The organism is Pseudidiomarina gelatinasegens, assembly GCF_004025325.1.
Taxonomy (GTDB): Bacteria; Pseudomonadota; Gammaproteobacteria; order Enterobacterales; family Alteromonadaceae; genus Pseudidiomarina; species Pseudidiomarina gelatinasegens.
This window is the reverse complement of the sequence record NZ_RSFE01000004.1, coordinates 232,856-248,118: the sequence shown is the minus strand read 5'-3', so window position 1 is coordinate 248,118 and position 15,263 is coordinate 232,856. Positions and strand designations below refer to the sequence as shown.

At 47.2% G+C, this 15,263-nt stretch carries 18 protein-coding genes; 12 read left to right on the top strand and 6 right to left on the bottom strand.

The features are described 5' to 3' along the window. Window positions 1–90: 90 nt before the first annotated feature. Window positions 91–336 (top strand): accessory factor UbiK family protein, encoded by a 246-nt coding sequence (locus EGC76_RS07210; protein WP_128352325.1) that lies wholly within the window; start codon window positions 91–93, stop codon window positions 334–336. Window positions 337–339: 3 nt separating this feature from the next. Here EGC76_RS07210 and EGC76_RS07205 read toward each other — a convergent pair whose 3' ends face one another. After that, window positions 340–1,053: a hypothetical protein gene (locus EGC76_RS07205; protein ID WP_128352324.1), complete on the bottom strand. Its 714-nt coding sequence runs from the start codon at window positions 1,051–1,053 to the stop codon at window positions 340–342. A 127-nt stretch (window positions 1,054–1,180) separates the two neighbouring features. Between EGC76_RS07205 and EGC76_RS07200 the strand changes: the two genes are divergently transcribed. Next, complete coding sequence (locus tag EGC76_RS07200; RefSeq protein ID WP_128352323.1) at window positions 1,181–1,921, top strand: ferredoxin--NADP reductase; 741 nt, start codon at window positions 1,181–1,183, stop codon at window positions 1,919–1,921. A 20-nt stretch (window positions 1,922–1,941) separates the two neighbouring features. Further along, window positions 1,942–3,237: an NAD(P)/FAD-dependent oxidoreductase gene (locus EGC76_RS07195; RefSeq protein WP_128352322.1), complete on the top strand. Its 1,296-nt coding sequence runs from the start codon at window positions 1,942–1,944 to the stop codon at window positions 3,235–3,237. Between the two features lie 32 nt (window positions 3,238–3,269). On the opposite strand, the gene EGC76_RS07190 is transcribed toward EGC76_RS07195, so the two are convergent. Further along, the gene (locus EGC76_RS07190) at window positions 3,270–3,845 is read right to left on the bottom strand and encodes a DUF4377 domain-containing protein (protein ID WP_164876811.1); all 576 of its coding nucleotides are present in this window, start codon (window positions 3,843–3,845) and stop codon (window positions 3,270–3,272) included. Window positions 3,846–4,587: 742 nt separating this feature from the next. Between EGC76_RS07190 and EGC76_RS07185 the strand changes: the two genes are divergently transcribed. Further along, window positions 4,588–4,863 (top strand): hypothetical protein, encoded by a 276-nt coding sequence (locus EGC76_RS07185; RefSeq protein WP_128352320.1) that lies wholly within the window; start codon window positions 4,588–4,590, stop codon window positions 4,861–4,863. 151 nt (window positions 4,864–5,014) lie between these two features. Beyond that, a complete protein-coding gene (locus EGC76_RS07180; protein ID WP_128352319.1) occupies window positions 5,015–5,437 on the top strand; it encodes a hypothetical protein in 423 nt (140 codons plus the stop codon). Between the two features lie 148 nt (window positions 5,438–5,585). Here the strand turns inward: EGC76_RS07180 and EGC76_RS07175 are convergent, their stop codons facing one another. Further along, window positions 5,586–6,686 carry a hypothetical protein gene (locus EGC76_RS07175; protein ID WP_128352318.1) on the bottom strand — a complete coding sequence of 367 codons (1,101 nt, stop codon included), beginning with the start codon at window positions 6,684–6,686 and terminating at the stop codon, window positions 5,586–5,588. 180 nt (window positions 6,687–6,866) lie between these two features. Between EGC76_RS07175 and EGC76_RS07170 the strand changes: the two genes are divergently transcribed. The 3 genes from EGC76_RS07170 to EGC76_RS07160 all read left to right on the top strand — a co-directional run bounded on the left by EGC76_RS07170 (window position 6,867) and on the right by EGC76_RS07160 (window position 9,588). Continuing rightward, a complete protein-coding gene (locus EGC76_RS07170) occupies window positions 6,867–7,328 on the top strand; it encodes a hypothetical protein (protein ID WP_128352317.1) in 462 nt (153 codons plus the stop codon). A 195-nt stretch (window positions 7,329–7,523) separates the two neighbouring features. Further along, window positions 7,524–7,847, top strand: coding sequence for a hypothetical protein (locus tag EGC76_RS07165; RefSeq protein WP_128352316.1), 324 nt, complete (start codon window positions 7,524–7,526; stop codon window positions 7,845–7,847). A 202-nt stretch (window positions 7,848–8,049) separates the two neighbouring features. Continuing rightward, window positions 8,050–9,588 (top strand): YifB family Mg chelatase-like AAA ATPase, encoded by a 1,539-nt coding sequence (locus tag EGC76_RS07160; protein ID WP_128352364.1) that lies wholly within the window; start codon window positions 8,050–8,052, stop codon window positions 9,586–9,588. Here the strand turns inward: EGC76_RS07160 and ltaE are convergent. Then, window positions 9,574–10,584, bottom strand: a complete 1,011-nt coding sequence (gene ltaE / locus EGC76_RS07155) for a low-specificity L-threonine aldolase (RefSeq protein WP_128352315.1) — start codon at window positions 10,582–10,584, stop codon at window positions 9,574–9,576. The two genes, EGC76_RS07160 and ltaE, sit on opposite strands and share 15 nt — an antisense overlap. 46 nt (window positions 10,585–10,630) lie before the next feature. After that, a complete protein-coding gene (locus EGC76_RS07150; protein WP_164876810.1) occupies window positions 10,631–11,260 on the bottom strand; it encodes a hypothetical protein in 630 nt (209 codons plus the stop codon). Between the two features lie 140 nt (window positions 11,261–11,400). Between EGC76_RS07150 and EGC76_RS07145 the strand changes: the two genes are divergently transcribed. From EGC76_RS07145 to EGC76_RS07130, 4 genes are all read left to right on the top strand, one after another. Further along, on the top strand, window positions 11,401–12,372 hold the full coding sequence (locus tag EGC76_RS07145) for a PLP-dependent cysteine synthase family protein (RefSeq protein WP_128352363.1): 972 nt from the start codon (window positions 11,401–11,403) through the stop codon (window positions 12,370–12,372). Window position 12,373: 1 nt separating this feature from the next. Continuing rightward, on the top strand, window positions 12,374–13,537 hold the full coding sequence (locus EGC76_RS07140; RefSeq protein WP_128352313.1) for a cystathionine gamma-synthase: 1,164 nt from the start codon (window positions 12,374–12,376) through the stop codon (window positions 13,535–13,537). A 90-nt stretch (window positions 13,538–13,627) separates the two neighbouring features. Next, on the top strand, window positions 13,628–13,834 hold the full coding sequence (locus EGC76_RS07135) for a hypothetical protein (RefSeq protein ID WP_128352312.1): 207 nt from the start codon (window positions 13,628–13,630) through the stop codon (window positions 13,832–13,834). Between the two features lie 33 nt (window positions 13,835–13,867). Then, window positions 13,868–14,293: a VOC family protein gene (locus tag EGC76_RS07130; RefSeq protein ID WP_128352311.1), complete on the top strand. Its 426-nt coding sequence runs from the start codon at window positions 13,868–13,870 to the stop codon at window positions 14,291–14,293. 2 nt (window positions 14,294–14,295) lie between these two features. On the opposite strand, the gene EGC76_RS07125 is transcribed toward EGC76_RS07130, so the two are convergent. Then, complete coding sequence (locus EGC76_RS07125; RefSeq protein WP_128352310.1) at window positions 14,296–15,231, bottom strand: threonine ammonia-lyase; 936 nt, start codon at window positions 15,229–15,231, stop codon at window positions 14,296–14,298. Window positions 15,232–15,263 lie beyond the last annotated feature (32 nt).

The following is a 15,263-nucleotide window of genomic DNA, read 5'->3' as shown; positions in this document are numbered from 1 at the left end:
CCCCTAAACTTGGCCGCAGATTTTACCGTAAAGTCCTGCTAAGCTAAAAGGCAATTAAAACTTATCTTAAAATCAGTGATGGATGTAAAAATGGACGCCAAAAAAATTGAAGACATCGCCCGCCAAATTAATGACAGCATTCCAGCGGGTGTCAAAGACTTCGCTGGCAATCTTGAGCAGCGCATCAAAACCGTTTTGCAGCAACAGCTTGGTAAACTTGATGTGGTAAGCCGCGAAGAACTTGATGTACAGCATCAGCTCTTGTTGCGCTTACGCCAACGTGTTGATCAGCTCGAGCAAGAACTCGCAGCAATGAAGCGTGATCAAGACAGTTAAGCACTAAGCATCGGGTTTACATTGCGCCCACGTTGCTGCTGTTGAAACGTTTTGTGGTGCCGGCAATGCCGCTTTCGCCGCAGCCACGCTGGCTCGATACCTGTCGAGCTCAAGTTCATTACGCAGAATCTGATTCACATCGCGATTAATAAAATAAGCGATACTGCCAATGTTATACAACGGTGAGTACTTTTCTTCACGGACCAACGCGGTGGCATTGCCGTTCAGTTGATTGAGGCAGCAGTCATTTAAGCGGTTCACCAAAGTGCGCGTAATTGAATCCGGTACCTTCATATTGTCAGGGTCACTTGCGTAACGCCGCAGCCCCTCAATTTGATCATAAGTTTCATCAGTAATTTCAATGGCTTGCTCAATTAGTTGTGCAGACTCGTGGGCAAGCTCAATATTCAGAGCTGACAAAATAGCGCGGCTGGCTGCAGCCTCGGCGACACTAAAGGCATCGTCGGTTCGGTTTAACTCACGCCACTGCTCATTCAAATAGCGCAATTCTGCCGTATCAATCGGCTGCTGTGGCAATGCGGCTAAGCGTTGGGCAAAGTTGCATACGCGCACATCGCTCAGCGGTGCGGCCGCGCTTTCAGATACCGTCTCAATGCCTTGCGGTGTCGTTTTGTCGCAGCCAGTTAACGTAAATAGCGCAACAAAACCCATAAGCACGGCTAGAATTGGTCGGCGTGGGCTAAAATTTTTTGACACAAACAAGCTCCTCAAAATGTACACCGAGTGTAACACTTGCTTTGCGGTAAATGCAGCGGCATAACTAGAAATAATCATACACAGCCCGTACTATGAACACATCACTGATGGTGCAAGGAGAATGTAAATGGCGCAATGGATAACGGGTGAAGTTATCGAGAATTATGCTTGGAATCAGGAGCTATTCAGTGTGCGCGTGCGCACCCAACCGTTTGAATTCATTGCAGGGCAATTTGTTCGGCTTGGTCTTCAGCATGACGGCGGGCGCATACAACGCGCTTATTCGTTGGTGAATGGGCCCGATGAAGGGGTGTTAGACTTTCTTGTGAATCGGGTTCACGACGGCCTGTTTTCGCCCATGTTGCATGATTTACGCGCCGGGCAATCGATAGAAGTTTCGCAGCCGCCCAGTGGCTTTTTTACCCTCAACGAAGTGCCCGACGGCGACAGCCTGTGGCTCATTTCAACGGGTACCGGCATTGGCCCTTACCTGTCGATGTTAAGTACGGATATTCCTTGGCAGCGCTTTAAACGGATACACCTGATTCATGCTGTACGGTTCGCTGCAGACCTTGCCTACAGCGCTAAAATTCTCGAGTGGGTTAAAGCACACCCTGGTCAACTGACTTACCAACCGGTTGTCAGCCGTGAAGATCATGCGGGCGCATTGCGTGGTCGTATTCCTGCCCTAATTAAGTCTGGCGACTTACAGCGCGCCGTTGGCGATGTGCTCGACGAACGGGCACAGGTTATGTTGTGCGGCAATCCGGAAATGATTCGTGATGCCAAAGTATTGTTGAACGACATGGGCTTACCGAAAAACCTACGCCGCAAACCCGGCAATGTCACCGTGGAACATTATTGGTAATACTACGAAAGGATGAACGTATGTCAGAACACCATATTGTCGTAGTTGGTGGCGGTGCCGGTGGCTTGGAATTAGCCAGTAAACTAGGGCGCAAATACGGCTCAAGCAGAGCCGTAAAAGTCACACTCGTTGACAGAAATTTAACCCATATTTGGAAGCCGCTTCTTCATGAAGTTGCTGCGGGTGCGCTCGATGCAGATATGGATGGTGTTGACTATCGTGTGCAGGCTGCCGCGGCTGGGTTTCGGTTTCAGCCCGGCGAACTGACTCAGGTTGACCGCGATTCACAAACACTCACCTTAGCCCCCATTTGTGATGATGCGGGTCATGAAATCGTCGCGGCGCGAACCCTTGAGTATAATCACTTAGTGTTAGCCATCGGCTCGGTGACGAACGACTTTGGTACCGCCGGTGCCGCAGAACACTGCTATTTTTTGGATAGCGTGAAGCAAGCCAAGAAATTTCACCACACCCTCATGAACACTTTTTTGGCGTTGCAGGCACAACGTTACCCACGGCCACTTCGTGTTGGCATTGTTGGCGCGGGCGCAACCGGTGTTGAGCTTGCAGCAGAGCTTCATAAGTCGGCGGAATTAATACGTAGTTATGGCTTTGACGACTTCGAATTAACGCAGCTTGAAATAGTACTAATAGAAGCTGGCGAACGTATCTTGCCAGCGTTAAGCGAGCGAATCGCCGCTGCCGCAAGTCGCGAGCTGGCTAAACTCGGTGTTAAAATTTGCGTTAATACTGCAGTCGAGAGTGTCAGCAAAGAAGGTTTTGTCACGCGCTCGGGTGATTTTATTGAGGCATCCATCAAAGTTTGGGCCGCCGGAGTGCGTGCACCTGACTTTCTAGCAAACTTTGCTGGATTAGAAACGAATCGCGGTAATCAATTGGTGGTGACGGATGTTCTGCAAACCACCCGCGACGCAAATGTTTTTGCGTTAGGCGATTGCGCAGCATTTACGCAAGCGAACGGCAGCAGGGTTCCGCCTCGCGCGCAGGCTGCACATCAAATGGCCGACTGTGTTTATGAAAATATTGTGCGCAGTTTGAAAGGTCAGTCGCTGAAACGCTTTACTTACAAAGATCACGGCTCGCTTGTGTCCTTGTCAAACTATACGGCCGTGGGCAGCCTGATGGGAAATTTAACCCGCGGCTCCATGATGATTGAAGGCATGATGGCACGGTTTATGTACAAGTCATTGTATCGTATGCACCAAGTGGCCTTGCACGGTTATTTCAAAACCTTTTTGTATATGCTGGCGCAGGGCATTAACCGACGTTTACGCCCGCGCCTTAAACTGCATTGATTTAAATAAGACCGCGACTGTAAGCTTTGTGATTAATTCCACCACACTAGCGTAATGGGTACATCACCGCCGGTGTATTCAAATTCAACACTCACCAGACCGCCACTATCGGCAATGGCAACAAGCCCATCACAGTCAACGTTTTCGGCACACAGAAATTCATACTGGTAAAATGCATACACGCCAGCTGTTTGCTCGTTCGCGGTGAATGGATTTCCTTCTAGTGTCACTTCGTTGTAAACGTAACTTGTGCCAATTGCGTCGGGTTGTGAACTAATAACTTCAACGAGCTCTATCGATGTTGCACTGCCATCAGCGACATTGTTCGTATCGACATCCTTTTCTACAACACGCAGTTCATAAGATGTACCAAATTCATGTTCGAACCCAATAATACTGTCGGTAAACATTTCTCGACCGCTATCCGATGTCGCGGTAGCAGCTAATGGCGGCGTGAATTGAATTCCCAGGCCATAATAGGCAGGTGTCGACTCGACGGAGACATTGAATTCAGTACCTTCATCCGAATCACTTGAACCCCCGCAACTGACCAAAAACACTGTGGCAACAACGACTGATAATAGGTTAGTTGATATCTTTAATTTCATATTTTGTTCATCCTTGAGAGACTTACAGCTGTTCATTAAAACGAAAAACGTATGGATTCGTTGCAAAAAGGTATAAATTTAAGGCTATAGAAAATTAGAAAAGTGTCAAGCAGAGTAGTTGCTGAGGATTTAATTATTTTCTTGATAGTTTAACGCTAGAGTTTTGCGATAAAGAACTTTGTAAAATTGAAAGGTACAGACAGTATTTCGAACTTCCATAATTGTAGCGGGTGATCAACAGCGAAAGCGTCAATCTCCAGTAAGCAGTCATTGCATCATGCTGCCTAACAGTAGTTAATGTTGCAGAATCGGCCCAACGAGGTGCAGCTACAAACGTATCAAGATAAAAAAGAAGAAGGTAATTAAGTTGAAGGCACTAGCACTAATTTCATTTTCACTTTTATTCTTCGTTTCGGCTGGCGTGTATATAGCTGAAAGGCCGATGTCAGAAGATTGGATCTGGGCGGGGATATTGTTTTTGATTGGCTATCAATGGGTTTATTTATTCATCTTGAATAAGAATATGTACACTTTGTATGTTGGCGAGCCGTTATATGCAAACAGTGGTAAGTACAAATCTTTAAGAGTTGTACATTTTTTCATAGGGTTGGTGATTTGTGTATCTTCTTCAATAGCCATATGAAAGCCGTCGAATCAAAATAAAAAAGTTACTTGTATTGGGAGCAGAATAAAAAGAAATAGCTGTTGATTAAATATGCGCGACAACGACAAAGGCTAAAAAATGAAGACTTCATATTTAGATCTAGATTTAATAAAACGGGATGGGCCTTTTGATGAGTTTAAACAAGATGTAAGTGTAGTAAGTGTTGAGCTAAAGTCAGGTGAACAATGCCATCAAATATTGCTGATGTATCCCAATGAAATAATTGGAATGAACGGCATGTCCTCATTGCCTTTTGCTGTTGAAGAGGTAAATAAAGTATTTCAAACGAAAGATGACTTATCAACAAGGGCAGACATGTCGTGGGTATTTCGTGAAAGGAACTCTAAATTTTGATCTAAATTAAGGTAACTTGAATTCAACTAATAAATGCCGTTTTCCATAGAGAGCGCTAATAAAGCTGACGGGGTTCGCCATCTTTAGACAATGATAGAAGGCAACCGGGAGCAAGTGTCCATAATGGAGGTAAGTTTAAAGAGGACAATCAATGACAATTAAAACAGGGATAGTTATTTTAATATGTTTAGCTTTAATGTACCCAGCATATCTGTGGTTCACTTATATTGATACTACAGTGGTCAAAGGCAGCGCGTACAATTTTGAAATTGGGAGTTCAAAGCAAGAAGTATATAAGTCACTTCCAAAAGCTCTTTCACAATTAAAGGGAAACGGTAATATTTTCATTCAAATCAAATCTAATGAAAGTATTGCGCCTTATGTGGCTACTTCGCCTGATTTTGACGTAATGGTAAGCCCCTTATTTCATGAGGAGGGTTTTGGAGAGTTTGCACGAAAGGACACTTGGGAGTTTTATTTCAGAGCTTCTTTTAACAATGTACTTAAGCTTGAGTTCTGCGACGATAAGCTTTGCAAGATTCACAGGCATAGAAAGAATTTCGAGCTTCCTTAATTTGTTGACTAGAAAGCTCGGCTCTTGCGGAGGGTGTTGTAATCAATTCCACTGCACTAGCGTAATGGGTACATCACCACCGGTTGTATTCTAAGTTCGTGGGTAGTTAATTTGTTCAGTAATTAAAGGCTGTGATTAGCTCTCTTAACTAAATAAGGTCACTTATCCTGTATATTTCAAAGTCGACGTTATCCCAATAGGAAACAATCAAAAAGTTCTTATACACAACGAGAGCTTCAATAGTTTTCTCAACGTCAATTCGATATATTTCTGTAACGTCGTCGCCGTTGAGGTTGTATGCATAAATGAAGTTATTGTTGGCGAGGAGTACGCCTTTATCGTGAACCGCAACTCTGTTTGTTCCGTTCGAACTTGTTGGGTTGACTGTTTCATGAAAAAGTTTTGGCTCGGAAAGTCCGTTGAAAGAAACGCCCATCTTCCAGACAGTAGCAAAACCTGTAAAAAATAGCGTGTCATCACGCAACTCGATATCAAATCCATAGAGCTTATCTGTCGTAGTATATTCATCGAGGAGCTCAAACTCGCTACTGAGTAAGCTTATTTTTTGAGGGCCTCCAAGGCTTTCAAAAACCACTATGGAACCATCTTCTAAAGCATAAACATTATTAATCCAGTTTTCCGTTTGATACCTAATGTCCTGAGTGGTGAGCCCTTGACTGTCAACACATACTTCCTTGATTGTATAACGCTGCACTTCGTCTGGAGAACTCTTGTCCACCCAGTAAGCGCAATTGCCAAATGACTCGAATATCACAGCGCTTAAATCAGGGGAGTCTTCAGTCATGTAGATGACATCAAACATATCGCTTTCTATGCGGTTAACACGCACATGGTTGACCATCAAGGTTGCAATATCGCCATTTTCTAACGTGGCAATATTAATGGATCCAGTTGAGGATACCTGGATTTCGCTTTCAACCAATCCGGATTCGTTGATATCTAATAGGCTGACACCAGCATTGTGGCTGATAGCTAGGGAGTTCTCGTGAACTGCATAGTTTCGACCGCCCGGCAGCCAGTAGGAATCAAGATATTGGACATCGCGATCGACGACCTCGATCGTTGGCGGGCGCTCGTCAGGCTTATCTTCATCGCCAGCACCGCATCCAGAGATGAGAGCTATTGAAAAAATAAATAAAAAAATTCTTAGCATGAATAATCCTTTATGTGTTTCGTGGCCGCCTAACGTTGAAGCAACCTCATCGTCCTTGGCAGATAACAATAGCATCTGGAACCGTATAGCCAACCGTTTGTTATTTCAATGTTATTTACAATATTATTAATGCAATTAATATGAGAACCATTGGTATGGAAGTTGGTCAATCGAACGAATCTTGTGTGGTTAAAGCGTCGTTGGTACACAAAGCCCTTAGTCGAATAAAAAAATCTACTTGTTAGGAATTAAAAGATGAATATTGATAAAAGACCGCAGTTGGGCTTTCGGGTGGTGGGACACGAGCTGGACGGAAGTGAAGTATGCTGTACTGGAAGACAAACAGCTTTACTTTTGCAGAAATTGAACGAACTTCATACTGGTACAGTATGGTACGCCTCGGACTTAGTTTGGAGTACCGGCGTTGTTGGAGAACCTGGAACCCCAATGTATTTGGGGGACGAAGTTAAAACAGTAGAAGTACTGAGTGGCATCGATCAATTTTTCTCTGGAATATTATTAGGCTTTGAAAAGAGGAATTTGCCCAAAAATTTCAAAGCTAAGCATTTTACCGAGGACATGCCATATTCGGAAAATGAAGGCGCTCTGTTCGAAGTAAGGCTCTTCGATACAACGTATTTTGAAGTTTATTTTTCTGATGCAAAATTTGCGAACAAATTCATTTCAACGGTTAGGTGCGATCTTATAAACCACTAAATCTTGCAGCCACTCAGCAGCGGGAAACTCAATAGCACCGCGCAGAATGGCAGCAGGTCACGCTAAAGTCGTTGATAGTGTTACTAGTCCAGTACCAGCAGGAACAATGGCTCAAAAAGGTATGGAGTATTTGAACCAACAATCTGAAAGTACTCAAAGTAATAGTACATGTATTAAAAAAGATGGAGGCTGTTGATGAGTGAAGGTAGCTATTTTTCAAGGAACTTTTTGAACAAGCAGGTGCTAGTGTCAGCATTGTTTACCGCGTATAAGAACCTGCTTTGGCCCTTGGTTGGTATAGGTTTACCTATTGTTATTTTTGGTGTGAAAGGCACTGGTATTGAAAAAGCTACCTTTTTCGTGGCAATTTCAATTGGCTTGTTCATACCTTATTTTTGTCTTTGCTTCACAATGCATAAACTTTCTCTTAAAACTAAGGATGACGAAAAGAAGTTTTATGCACTTTCACCCAAGGAACGAGGCAAAGTTATCGGGGATGGATTATTAGGTTGGTGGTAAAAGTTAATTTGAACAGAAAGCCTCGCTCGTACGTTTTTTTTGCTTTTTATAACGTATAACTTCGTAAAACTCACTATCTTGCCGATGCCCTAGGTTATAGCGATGAATCATCCAACATCGTACACCACATTGTGACATCACCAATACAACCCGTTTCTCGTTCACTGCTATAGTTTTACTAGTAAAGCCAAGGAGGGCCGTGATGGCAGGTAAAGCTGTTTCAATAGCGCGTGTGTTTACACGCGCTACACAAGGCATTGATGCGCCGTTAGTGACGGTAGAAGTTTGTTTGGCAGGCGGATTGCCGGGGTTTGCTGTGGTTGGGTTGCCGCAAGCAGGGGTGCGTGAAGCACGTGATCGGGTGCGTTCTGCAATTCTGGCTAGCGGGTATAGTTTTCCCAAAGCGACAAAAATCACGGTGAACTTAGCACCGGCGGATTTACCCAAATACGGAGCTCGGTATGACTTAGCTATCGCGATAGGAATCTTAGTTGCTGATGGTCAAATTTCAGAGCGCTCAGTGGCTGGGCGTGAATTCTATGGTGAACTGACACTCAACGGCGACTTGCGGGAAGTGATGGGGATACTTCCGGCCGTGCTGAGCTGTCGCGACGAAGGGCGTGAAGCGGTTATTCCGCTCGACAATGCTGAAGAAGCTGCGGTTCTCAGCGTGCAGCAATGTGTTGCAGCCATTAGTTTGCGCGATGTTTTCGAGCACCTAACCAGCCCCTCTAAATTACCGTACATTCAAGCACAACCGAAACAAGAGCCGAACCTTTCTTGTGGCGATGTCGCTGACGTTATCGGGCAAGAGCAGGCCAAACGCGCCTTGCTGTTGGCTGCAACCGGTGGGCACCATTTATTATTTGTGGGGCCGCCGGGTACCGGGAAAACGATGCTCGCGCAGCGCTTGCTCGGGCTGTTACCGCAACTGGATGAGCGCGATGGGCTTGCGGTAGCAGCAATTCGTTCGGTTAGTGGCACCTTGCGCAGCACCCATTGGCAACAACGGGTTTTGCGAGCGCCGCACCATTCCTGTTCAGCTGCAGCACTGGTTGGTGGTGGCTCGCCGCCGCAACCGGGCGAGATATCACTTGCGCACCGATCGCTGTTATTCCTTGATGAGTTGCCCGAATTTGCCCGTCATGTGCTGGACTCCTTGCGCGAGCCGCTTGAGTCAGGCGTAGTGACCATTAGCCGCGCTGGTCATCAAGTAACGTATCCAGCGCAGTTTCAACTGGTATGCGCTTTGAATCCGTCACCATGCGGACATTTTGATGGCAACTTAGCCAGTGCACGGGCAACACCCGACCAAATTACTAAGTACCTTGGCAAGCTTTCCGGGCCGTTGTTAGATCGTATCGACATGCAAGTGGAGGTGCCGCGCCAACCGGATGTGTTGAGGCAACAACACCAGCAGCAAGAGCCCTTAACACCAACCTGGCGGGGGTGGGTTGATGAAGCTCGGGCAACACAACTCGAGCGGCAGGGCTGCTTGAACAGCGAATTAAAGCCCTCTCAATTGGCAGAATTCTGCCAATTAGAAGACGCCGACCACAGTTTTTTGGTCGCAGCCATTGAGCAGTTTAAACTTTCACACCGCGCTTATCACCGGTTGTTACGTTTGGCACGAACCATTGCAGATTTGGCGGAAGTGGATACGATTTCACGTCAACATTTGGCCGAAGCGCTCAGTTTTCGAGCGCTGGACCGGTTGCTGCATCAATTAAATACGTTGTAGAGCTTGTTTAAACAGCGTGACAATGTGGCCAATGTCGTCGGACTGCACATCGAGATGGGTGACAAGGCGCATCCGCGCTGAGCGTGCAGTTATTACGTTATGCTCAAGTAAGTAATCACTCACTTTTAAGGCTTGTTCTAGCGAGTCGAAATTCACGTAAACCATATTGGTTTGTGCAGGTTCAACGCGAATACCGTCAAGTTGGCTCAAACCGTCATGCAGTAACTGGGCATGCTTGTGATCATCAGCTAAACGCTCAATATGATGGTCCAAGGCATAGTCCATTGCCGCTGCGATAATACCCGCTTGACGCATACCGCCCCCAAGCATTTTGCGCCAGCGGTGCGCGCGCTCAATAAATTTCTTTGAGCCAACCAGAACCGACCCTATGGGTGTGCCCAAACCTTTTGAAAAGCAAATAGACACGCTATCAAAGGGCGCCGCCAGTTCAGCTAAAGGCTGTTGCGTTGCAACACAGGCGTTAAATACACGTGCGCCATCAAGGTGTAATTTTAGCCCGTGCTTGTCACATAAGCGACGCGCTTTAAGCATATAGTCTTGCGGAATGACGCGGCCTGTATGCGTATTTTCAAGCGACAGCAAACGGGTGATTGGAAAATGTGGGTCATCCGGTTTAATCCGCTTTTCTACGGCCGCCAAATTTAAAGTACCGTCAGCTTCTACCTCAAACGGTTGCGGCACAATACCGCCAAGCACTGCAGCCCCGCCCGCTTCGTAGCGGTAGGTGTGGTACTCCTGACCAACCAGATATTCTTCGCCCCGCTGACAGTGACTGAGTAGTGCTAATAAATTGGTTTGCGTGCCACTGCTGGCAATAAGCGCTGCTTCCTTTCCGGCCAATGCAGCCATGCGCTGTTGCAACGCATTAATTGTGGGGTCGTCACCAAACACATCATCGCCAACCGGTGCAGCAGCCATGGCGGCTCGCATTGCGGCCGTTGGCCGGGTTACCGTGTCACTGCGTAAATCGATCATACAAAAGGGTTCCTAGGTTCAAATTCATGCTTAAACGTATACCAAGCTATTGCTGATAGCCCCAGGCTGGTGGCGGAACATCAATGGGCTGACTCAAGTCCACATGCACTTCAAATATACGGCCCGGGCGCGAGAGTTTATAGCTCATGGTTTGATCGTCAACAAAGCTTATGGTCCAAGTGTTGGTGATGGACACATCAAGGCCATTTTCAACGAATAGCTTTTTGCTTGCTTCGTCAACAGGGAATGCCTGCATGGTTGCGCTGCCAGCGGCAAGTGTTTGTCCGCCATAAGGCGAAACGGCGTCTGCGCTGCCGTCTTCATGCAAATGAATGTGTTGAAAATCGATATAACCGCCATGCTGCGTCAACACCCAAGTGCGTGAACGGTCATCACCCACATGCAATGGCATACGCACCACGTTGTCTTCGCAATCACGCACGTGTACAACTAATGGATAATCCCAAGCCGCGCTGGGTTGGTTATCTTCGACAATCGTAGCAGCGAAAGCTTGCCCGCAGTAAGGGCGAAAAGCATCCATGAACGCCGTTTGCTCGGCAACATAGTCCTGCGCTGCGGGTGTTTGCTCTGCTGGTGCACATGCCGCCAGTAACAATGTGCTCATTGCTAGTGTGGCCATACCCGTTGAACCAATTGCAAAAGGAGTGCGTATCATCATGCTTTCCTGTTATTTGATATTCGAAAATGTGTAGTTACTTTGCCACAGGTCTCTTTGCTATAAAACAGGGCATCGTGCGATAATGGCGACCATTGAGCGCAAATTTTAACGAATTTAAAGAAACGGACGCGATAATCATGCATGTTTACCAAAATGTTCTGGAAATGATCGGCAACACACCGATGGTTAAAGTCACCAACACCGACACCGGCCCCTGCGAGCTGTACTTGAAGCTTGAGCTGATGAATCCAGGTGGTTCCATTAAAGACCGCATTGCAGTGAGTATGATTGAAGCGGCCGAAAAGTCAGGTGCGTTAAAGCCGGGCATGACCATTATTGAAGCAACGGCTGGCAACACCGGTTTGGGCCTTGCTTTAGTGGCGGGCAGCAAGGGCTACCCGTTAAAAATTGTCATGCCGGATAAAATGTCCGCCGAAAAAGTGAATAACCTTAAAGCAATGGGTGCAGACGTGGTGCGCACGCGCTCTGACGTGCAAAAGGGGCATCCAGAATACTATCAGGATATGGCCGCGCGTTTGGCGGAAGAAAATGGTTACTTTTATGTCAACCAGTTCACCAACCCAGCCAACGTTGAAGCGCATTACACCAGTACAGGGCCAGAGATTTGGCAGCAAATGGAAGGCAACTTAGATGCCTTTGTTTGCGGTGTAGGTTCAGGGGGCACGCTCACCGGTATCGGTCGTTATTTGCGCGAACACAATGCCAACATTGATTTGGTGCTGGCGGACCCTGACGGCTCAATACTCGAGCCCATGATTAACCGCAACGAAACAGTCGAAGCGGGCAGCTGGTTGGTTGAGGGCATCGGTGAAGACTTTGTGCCAGATATTTGTGAAATCAAACTTGCCAACAAAGCCTATGCAATAAGCGACAAAGAAGCCTTCAATACCGCCCGTGAATTATTGGTGAACGAGGGCGTTATGGTCGGCTCATCAAGTGGCACCCTGATTGCTGCCGCATTGCGTTACTGCCGCGAGCAAACGGAGCCGAAGCGCGTTGTAACTCTCGCGTGCGACACCGGCAATCGCTACCTTTCAAAACTTTATAACGATGAGTGGATGGCCGCTCAAAACTTGCTGGAGAAGTAACATGGCAGATGCAAAAAATATGAAATTCGCAACACGCGCCATTCATGGCGGCCAGTCACCTGAACCGGCAACTGGCGCCGTTATGCCGCCAATTTTCACCAGCTCAACCTATATTCAGGAAAGCCCAGGCGTACATAAAGGCTTTGAATATTCGCGCTCACACAATCCAACACGATTTGCTTGGGAGCGTGCGGTAGCAAATTTAGAAGGTGGCCAGCAAGGCTTGGCGTTTGCGTCGGGCATGGCTGCAACGTCGACAATCATGGAATTACTCGACAGTGGTGATCATGTGGTTGCCATGGATGACCTTTATGGCGGCACGTTCCGGTTATTCGACAAGGTGCGGGGCCGTTCCGCAGGGCTTGAGTTTTCGTACGTGGATTTAACTGATCTCGCTGCTGTTGAAGCCGCCATCACACCGAAAACCCGTATGGTATGGATTGAAACGCCAAGCAACCCAATGTTGAAGTTGGTTGATATCGCAGCAGTTGCGGCAATTGCGAAGAAACATAATATTATTGTCGTGGTCGATAACACCTTTGCTACGCCATTCAATCAGCGTCCGTTAGAGCTTGGTGCTGACATTGTCATGCACTCGGCCACCAAATACTTGAACGGCCATTCAGATATGGTCGGCGGCATCGCGGTTGTTGGTGATAATGATGAGCTGGTAGAAAAAATGCTCTTCCTGCAAAACTCGGTGGGCGCAGTAGCAGGGCCATTTGACAGTTATTTGGCTTTGCGGGGCGTTAAAACGCTGGCATTACGTATGAAGCACCACAACGAAGCGGCGTTGCAGTTAGCCCAGTGGCTGGAACAACATCCGCAAGTAGAAAAAGTTATCTATCCCGGCTTACCAAGCCATCCGCAGTATGAACTTGCCAAAAAGCAGATGAGCGGATTTGGTGGCATGATTTCAATTTTGTTGAAGGGTGATCTTGAAAAAGCGCGCCGTTTCTTAGAAGCCGTTGAAATTTTTGCGTTGGCAGAAAGTCTGGGTGGGGTGGAAAGCTTGATTGAACATCCAGCGATTATGACACACGCGTCCATTCCTAAAGAAAATCGCGAAAAGTTGGGTATTTTGGATAACTTTGTGCGTATTTCGGTAGGTATCGAAGACATTGAGGACCTGATCGCGGACTTAGATTGTGCTCTAAGCGCCTGATATTTCAGGCGCATTAACACTCTTTTACAATTTCATGAAGATACGGTAGGCTAATTCCCACAACAAAAACAAAAGTACAGGGAACATAATATGCCTATAAGCCTTTTTCTACTACAAGGGTTATTGGCGGCGTTGTTGTTCTATGTGTTGGTCGGGCAGTATCAGCGCCAACCATTGTGGAATATGCTTGCCGTATTGGCGTGTGGTCTGGTACCACCGCTGAACTGGATGATATTAATGGTTACAGTTGGAATGCGCATGTGGCGCAAGTCAGCACCGATGGTAGCCGTTAAATAAACATTATCTGATTAGGAATTTGCGAAGCCGTTTATGCAAACCACATTACAACCCTTTCATTTGGCCGTGCCAGTGCATGACATTGGCAAGGCCCGTCAGTTTTATGGTGATATTCTTGGTTTATCAGAAGGGCGCAGCAGCGCACAATGGGTAGACTGGAATTTCTTCGGTCACCAGTTTGTGACGCATTTAGCACCTGAACGGGCAGGGGTTGCGCATCGCAATCCGGTGGATGGTCACGACGTGCCGGTACCGCACTTCGGCGTGGTATTAACCATGAACGACTGGCACCAGCTAGCGGAACGCGTTCAAGCCGCAGGTATAGAGTTTGTGATTGAGCCGCATATTCGTTTTAAAGGCCAACCCGGCGAACAAGCCACCATGTTCTTTTATGACTTCAGCGGTAATGCGCTTGAATTCAAAGCCTTTCATGATCTTGGCCAGTTGTTCGCAAAATAGCTTTAAGCGGCTGGTGGCGCAATGTTGCCGCCGCTAATGATTACCCCAATACGTTGCTTCGCAAATAATTCTGGATAGCGTTTTATCGCGGCAATCACAGTTGCTGATGAAGGCTCAATCCACTGCTCAGTCAATTCAAAAACCAACTTTTGTGCAGCCAAAGCCTCGCTGTCAGAAACCACCAACACATCATTCACTAACGCACGAATAATCGGAAACGTCTTGTCACCAACACTGGTCAGTAAGCCATCGCAAATACTCATCGGTGGCATAGCAGGTTGCAGCACACCGGTTTGGAACGACGCCTGGCCATCGGCTGCCAGCTCCGGTTCTACGCCATAAACCCGTTTAACGCCGTTAGCTTGCGCCGCAATAGCGGTGCCACTAAGCAGCCCACCGCCACCTAATGGCGCAATAATACAATCAAGATCAGGTTGTTCGTTTAAGAGTTCGTGCGCCGCAGTGCCTTGCCCCTGCCAAATGTGCGGGTGGTTGTAGGGCGGCACGAAGCTTTTGCCGGTTGACTGTTGCGCAGCCACAAAAGCTTCGCGGGCTGCCATGCCGGGTTCGATGGTGATCAGTTCAGCATCATACTTGGCCATATTGGCACGCTTTACGGGAGAGGCATTTGCCGCCACGCCAACCCGAACCTTAATACCTAACTGTTTACCGGCAGCAGCAAGCGCGGCGCCGTGATTACCGGAAGACACCGTATACACGCCACGTGCGCGTTCTTCATCAGTGAGTTGCAACAGGGCATTGCATGCGCCACGAAACTTAAATGCACCGGTGTGCTGCAAATGTTCGCATTTGAGCCACACTTGCGCGTTCAATGCCTCGTTGAGCTTTAAGCTGACAAGCACCGTGGTGCGTCGCACCATAGGCGCAAGGCGCTCAGCGGCTGTTACAATGTGAGAATAGTCGAGTTGCGAAGTCATAAAGCGTATACTACCTCAAAGATAAAAAACGA

Coding starts and splice junctions, on each gene's coding strand:
- EGC76_RS07210 (WP_128352325.1), top strand. CDS start 91: ATGGACGCCAAAAAAATTGAAGACATCGCCCGCCAAATTAATGACAGC.
- EGC76_RS07200 (WP_128352323.1), top strand. CDS start 1,181: ATGGCGCAATGGATAACGGGTGAAGTTATCGAGAATTATGCTTGGAAT.
- EGC76_RS07195 (WP_128352322.1), top strand. CDS start 1,942: ATGTCAGAACACCATATTGTCGTAGTTGGTGGCGGTGCCGGTGGCTTG.
- EGC76_RS07190 (WP_164876811.1), bottom strand. CDS start 3,845: ATGAAATTAAAGATATCAACTAACCTATTATCAGTCGTTGTTGCCACA.
- EGC76_RS07185 (WP_128352320.1), top strand. CDS start 4,588: ATGAAGACTTCATATTTAGATCTAGATTTAATAAAACGGGATGGGCCT.
- EGC76_RS07180 (WP_128352319.1), top strand. CDS start 5,015: ATGACAATTAAAACAGGGATAGTTATTTTAATATGTTTAGCTTTAATG.
- EGC76_RS07175 (WP_128352318.1), bottom strand. CDS start 6,686: ATGCTATTGTTATCTGCCAAGGACGATGAGGTTGCTTCAACGTTAGGC.
- EGC76_RS07170 (WP_128352317.1), top strand. CDS start 6,867: ATGAATATTGATAAAAGACCGCAGTTGGGCTTTCGGGTGGTGGGACAC.
- EGC76_RS07165 (WP_128352316.1), top strand. CDS start 7,524: ATGAGTGAAGGTAGCTATTTTTCAAGGAACTTTTTGAACAAGCAGGTG.
- EGC76_RS07160 (WP_128352364.1), top strand. CDS start 8,050: ATGGCAGGTAAAGCTGTTTCAATAGCGCGTGTGTTTACACGCGCTACA.
- ltaE (WP_128352315.1), bottom strand. CDS start 10,584: ATGATCGATTTACGCAGTGACACGGTAACCCGGCCAACGGCCGCAATG.
- EGC76_RS07150 (WP_164876810.1), bottom strand. CDS start 11,260: ATGATACGCACTCCTTTTGCAATTGGTTCAACGGGTATGGCCACACTA.
- EGC76_RS07145 (WP_128352363.1), top strand. CDS start 11,401: ATGCATGTTTACCAAAATGTTCTGGAAATGATCGGCAACACACCGATG.
- EGC76_RS07140 (WP_128352313.1), top strand. CDS start 12,374: ATGGCAGATGCAAAAAATATGAAATTCGCAACACGCGCCATTCATGGC.
- EGC76_RS07135 (WP_128352312.1), top strand. CDS start 13,628: ATGCCTATAAGCCTTTTTCTACTACAAGGGTTATTGGCGGCGTTGTTG.
- EGC76_RS07130 (WP_128352311.1), top strand. CDS start 13,868: ATGCAAACCACATTACAACCCTTTCATTTGGCCGTGCCAGTGCATGAC.
- EGC76_RS07125 (WP_128352310.1), bottom strand. CDS start 15,231: ATGACTTCGCAACTCGACTATTCTCACATTGTAACAGCCGCTGAGCGC.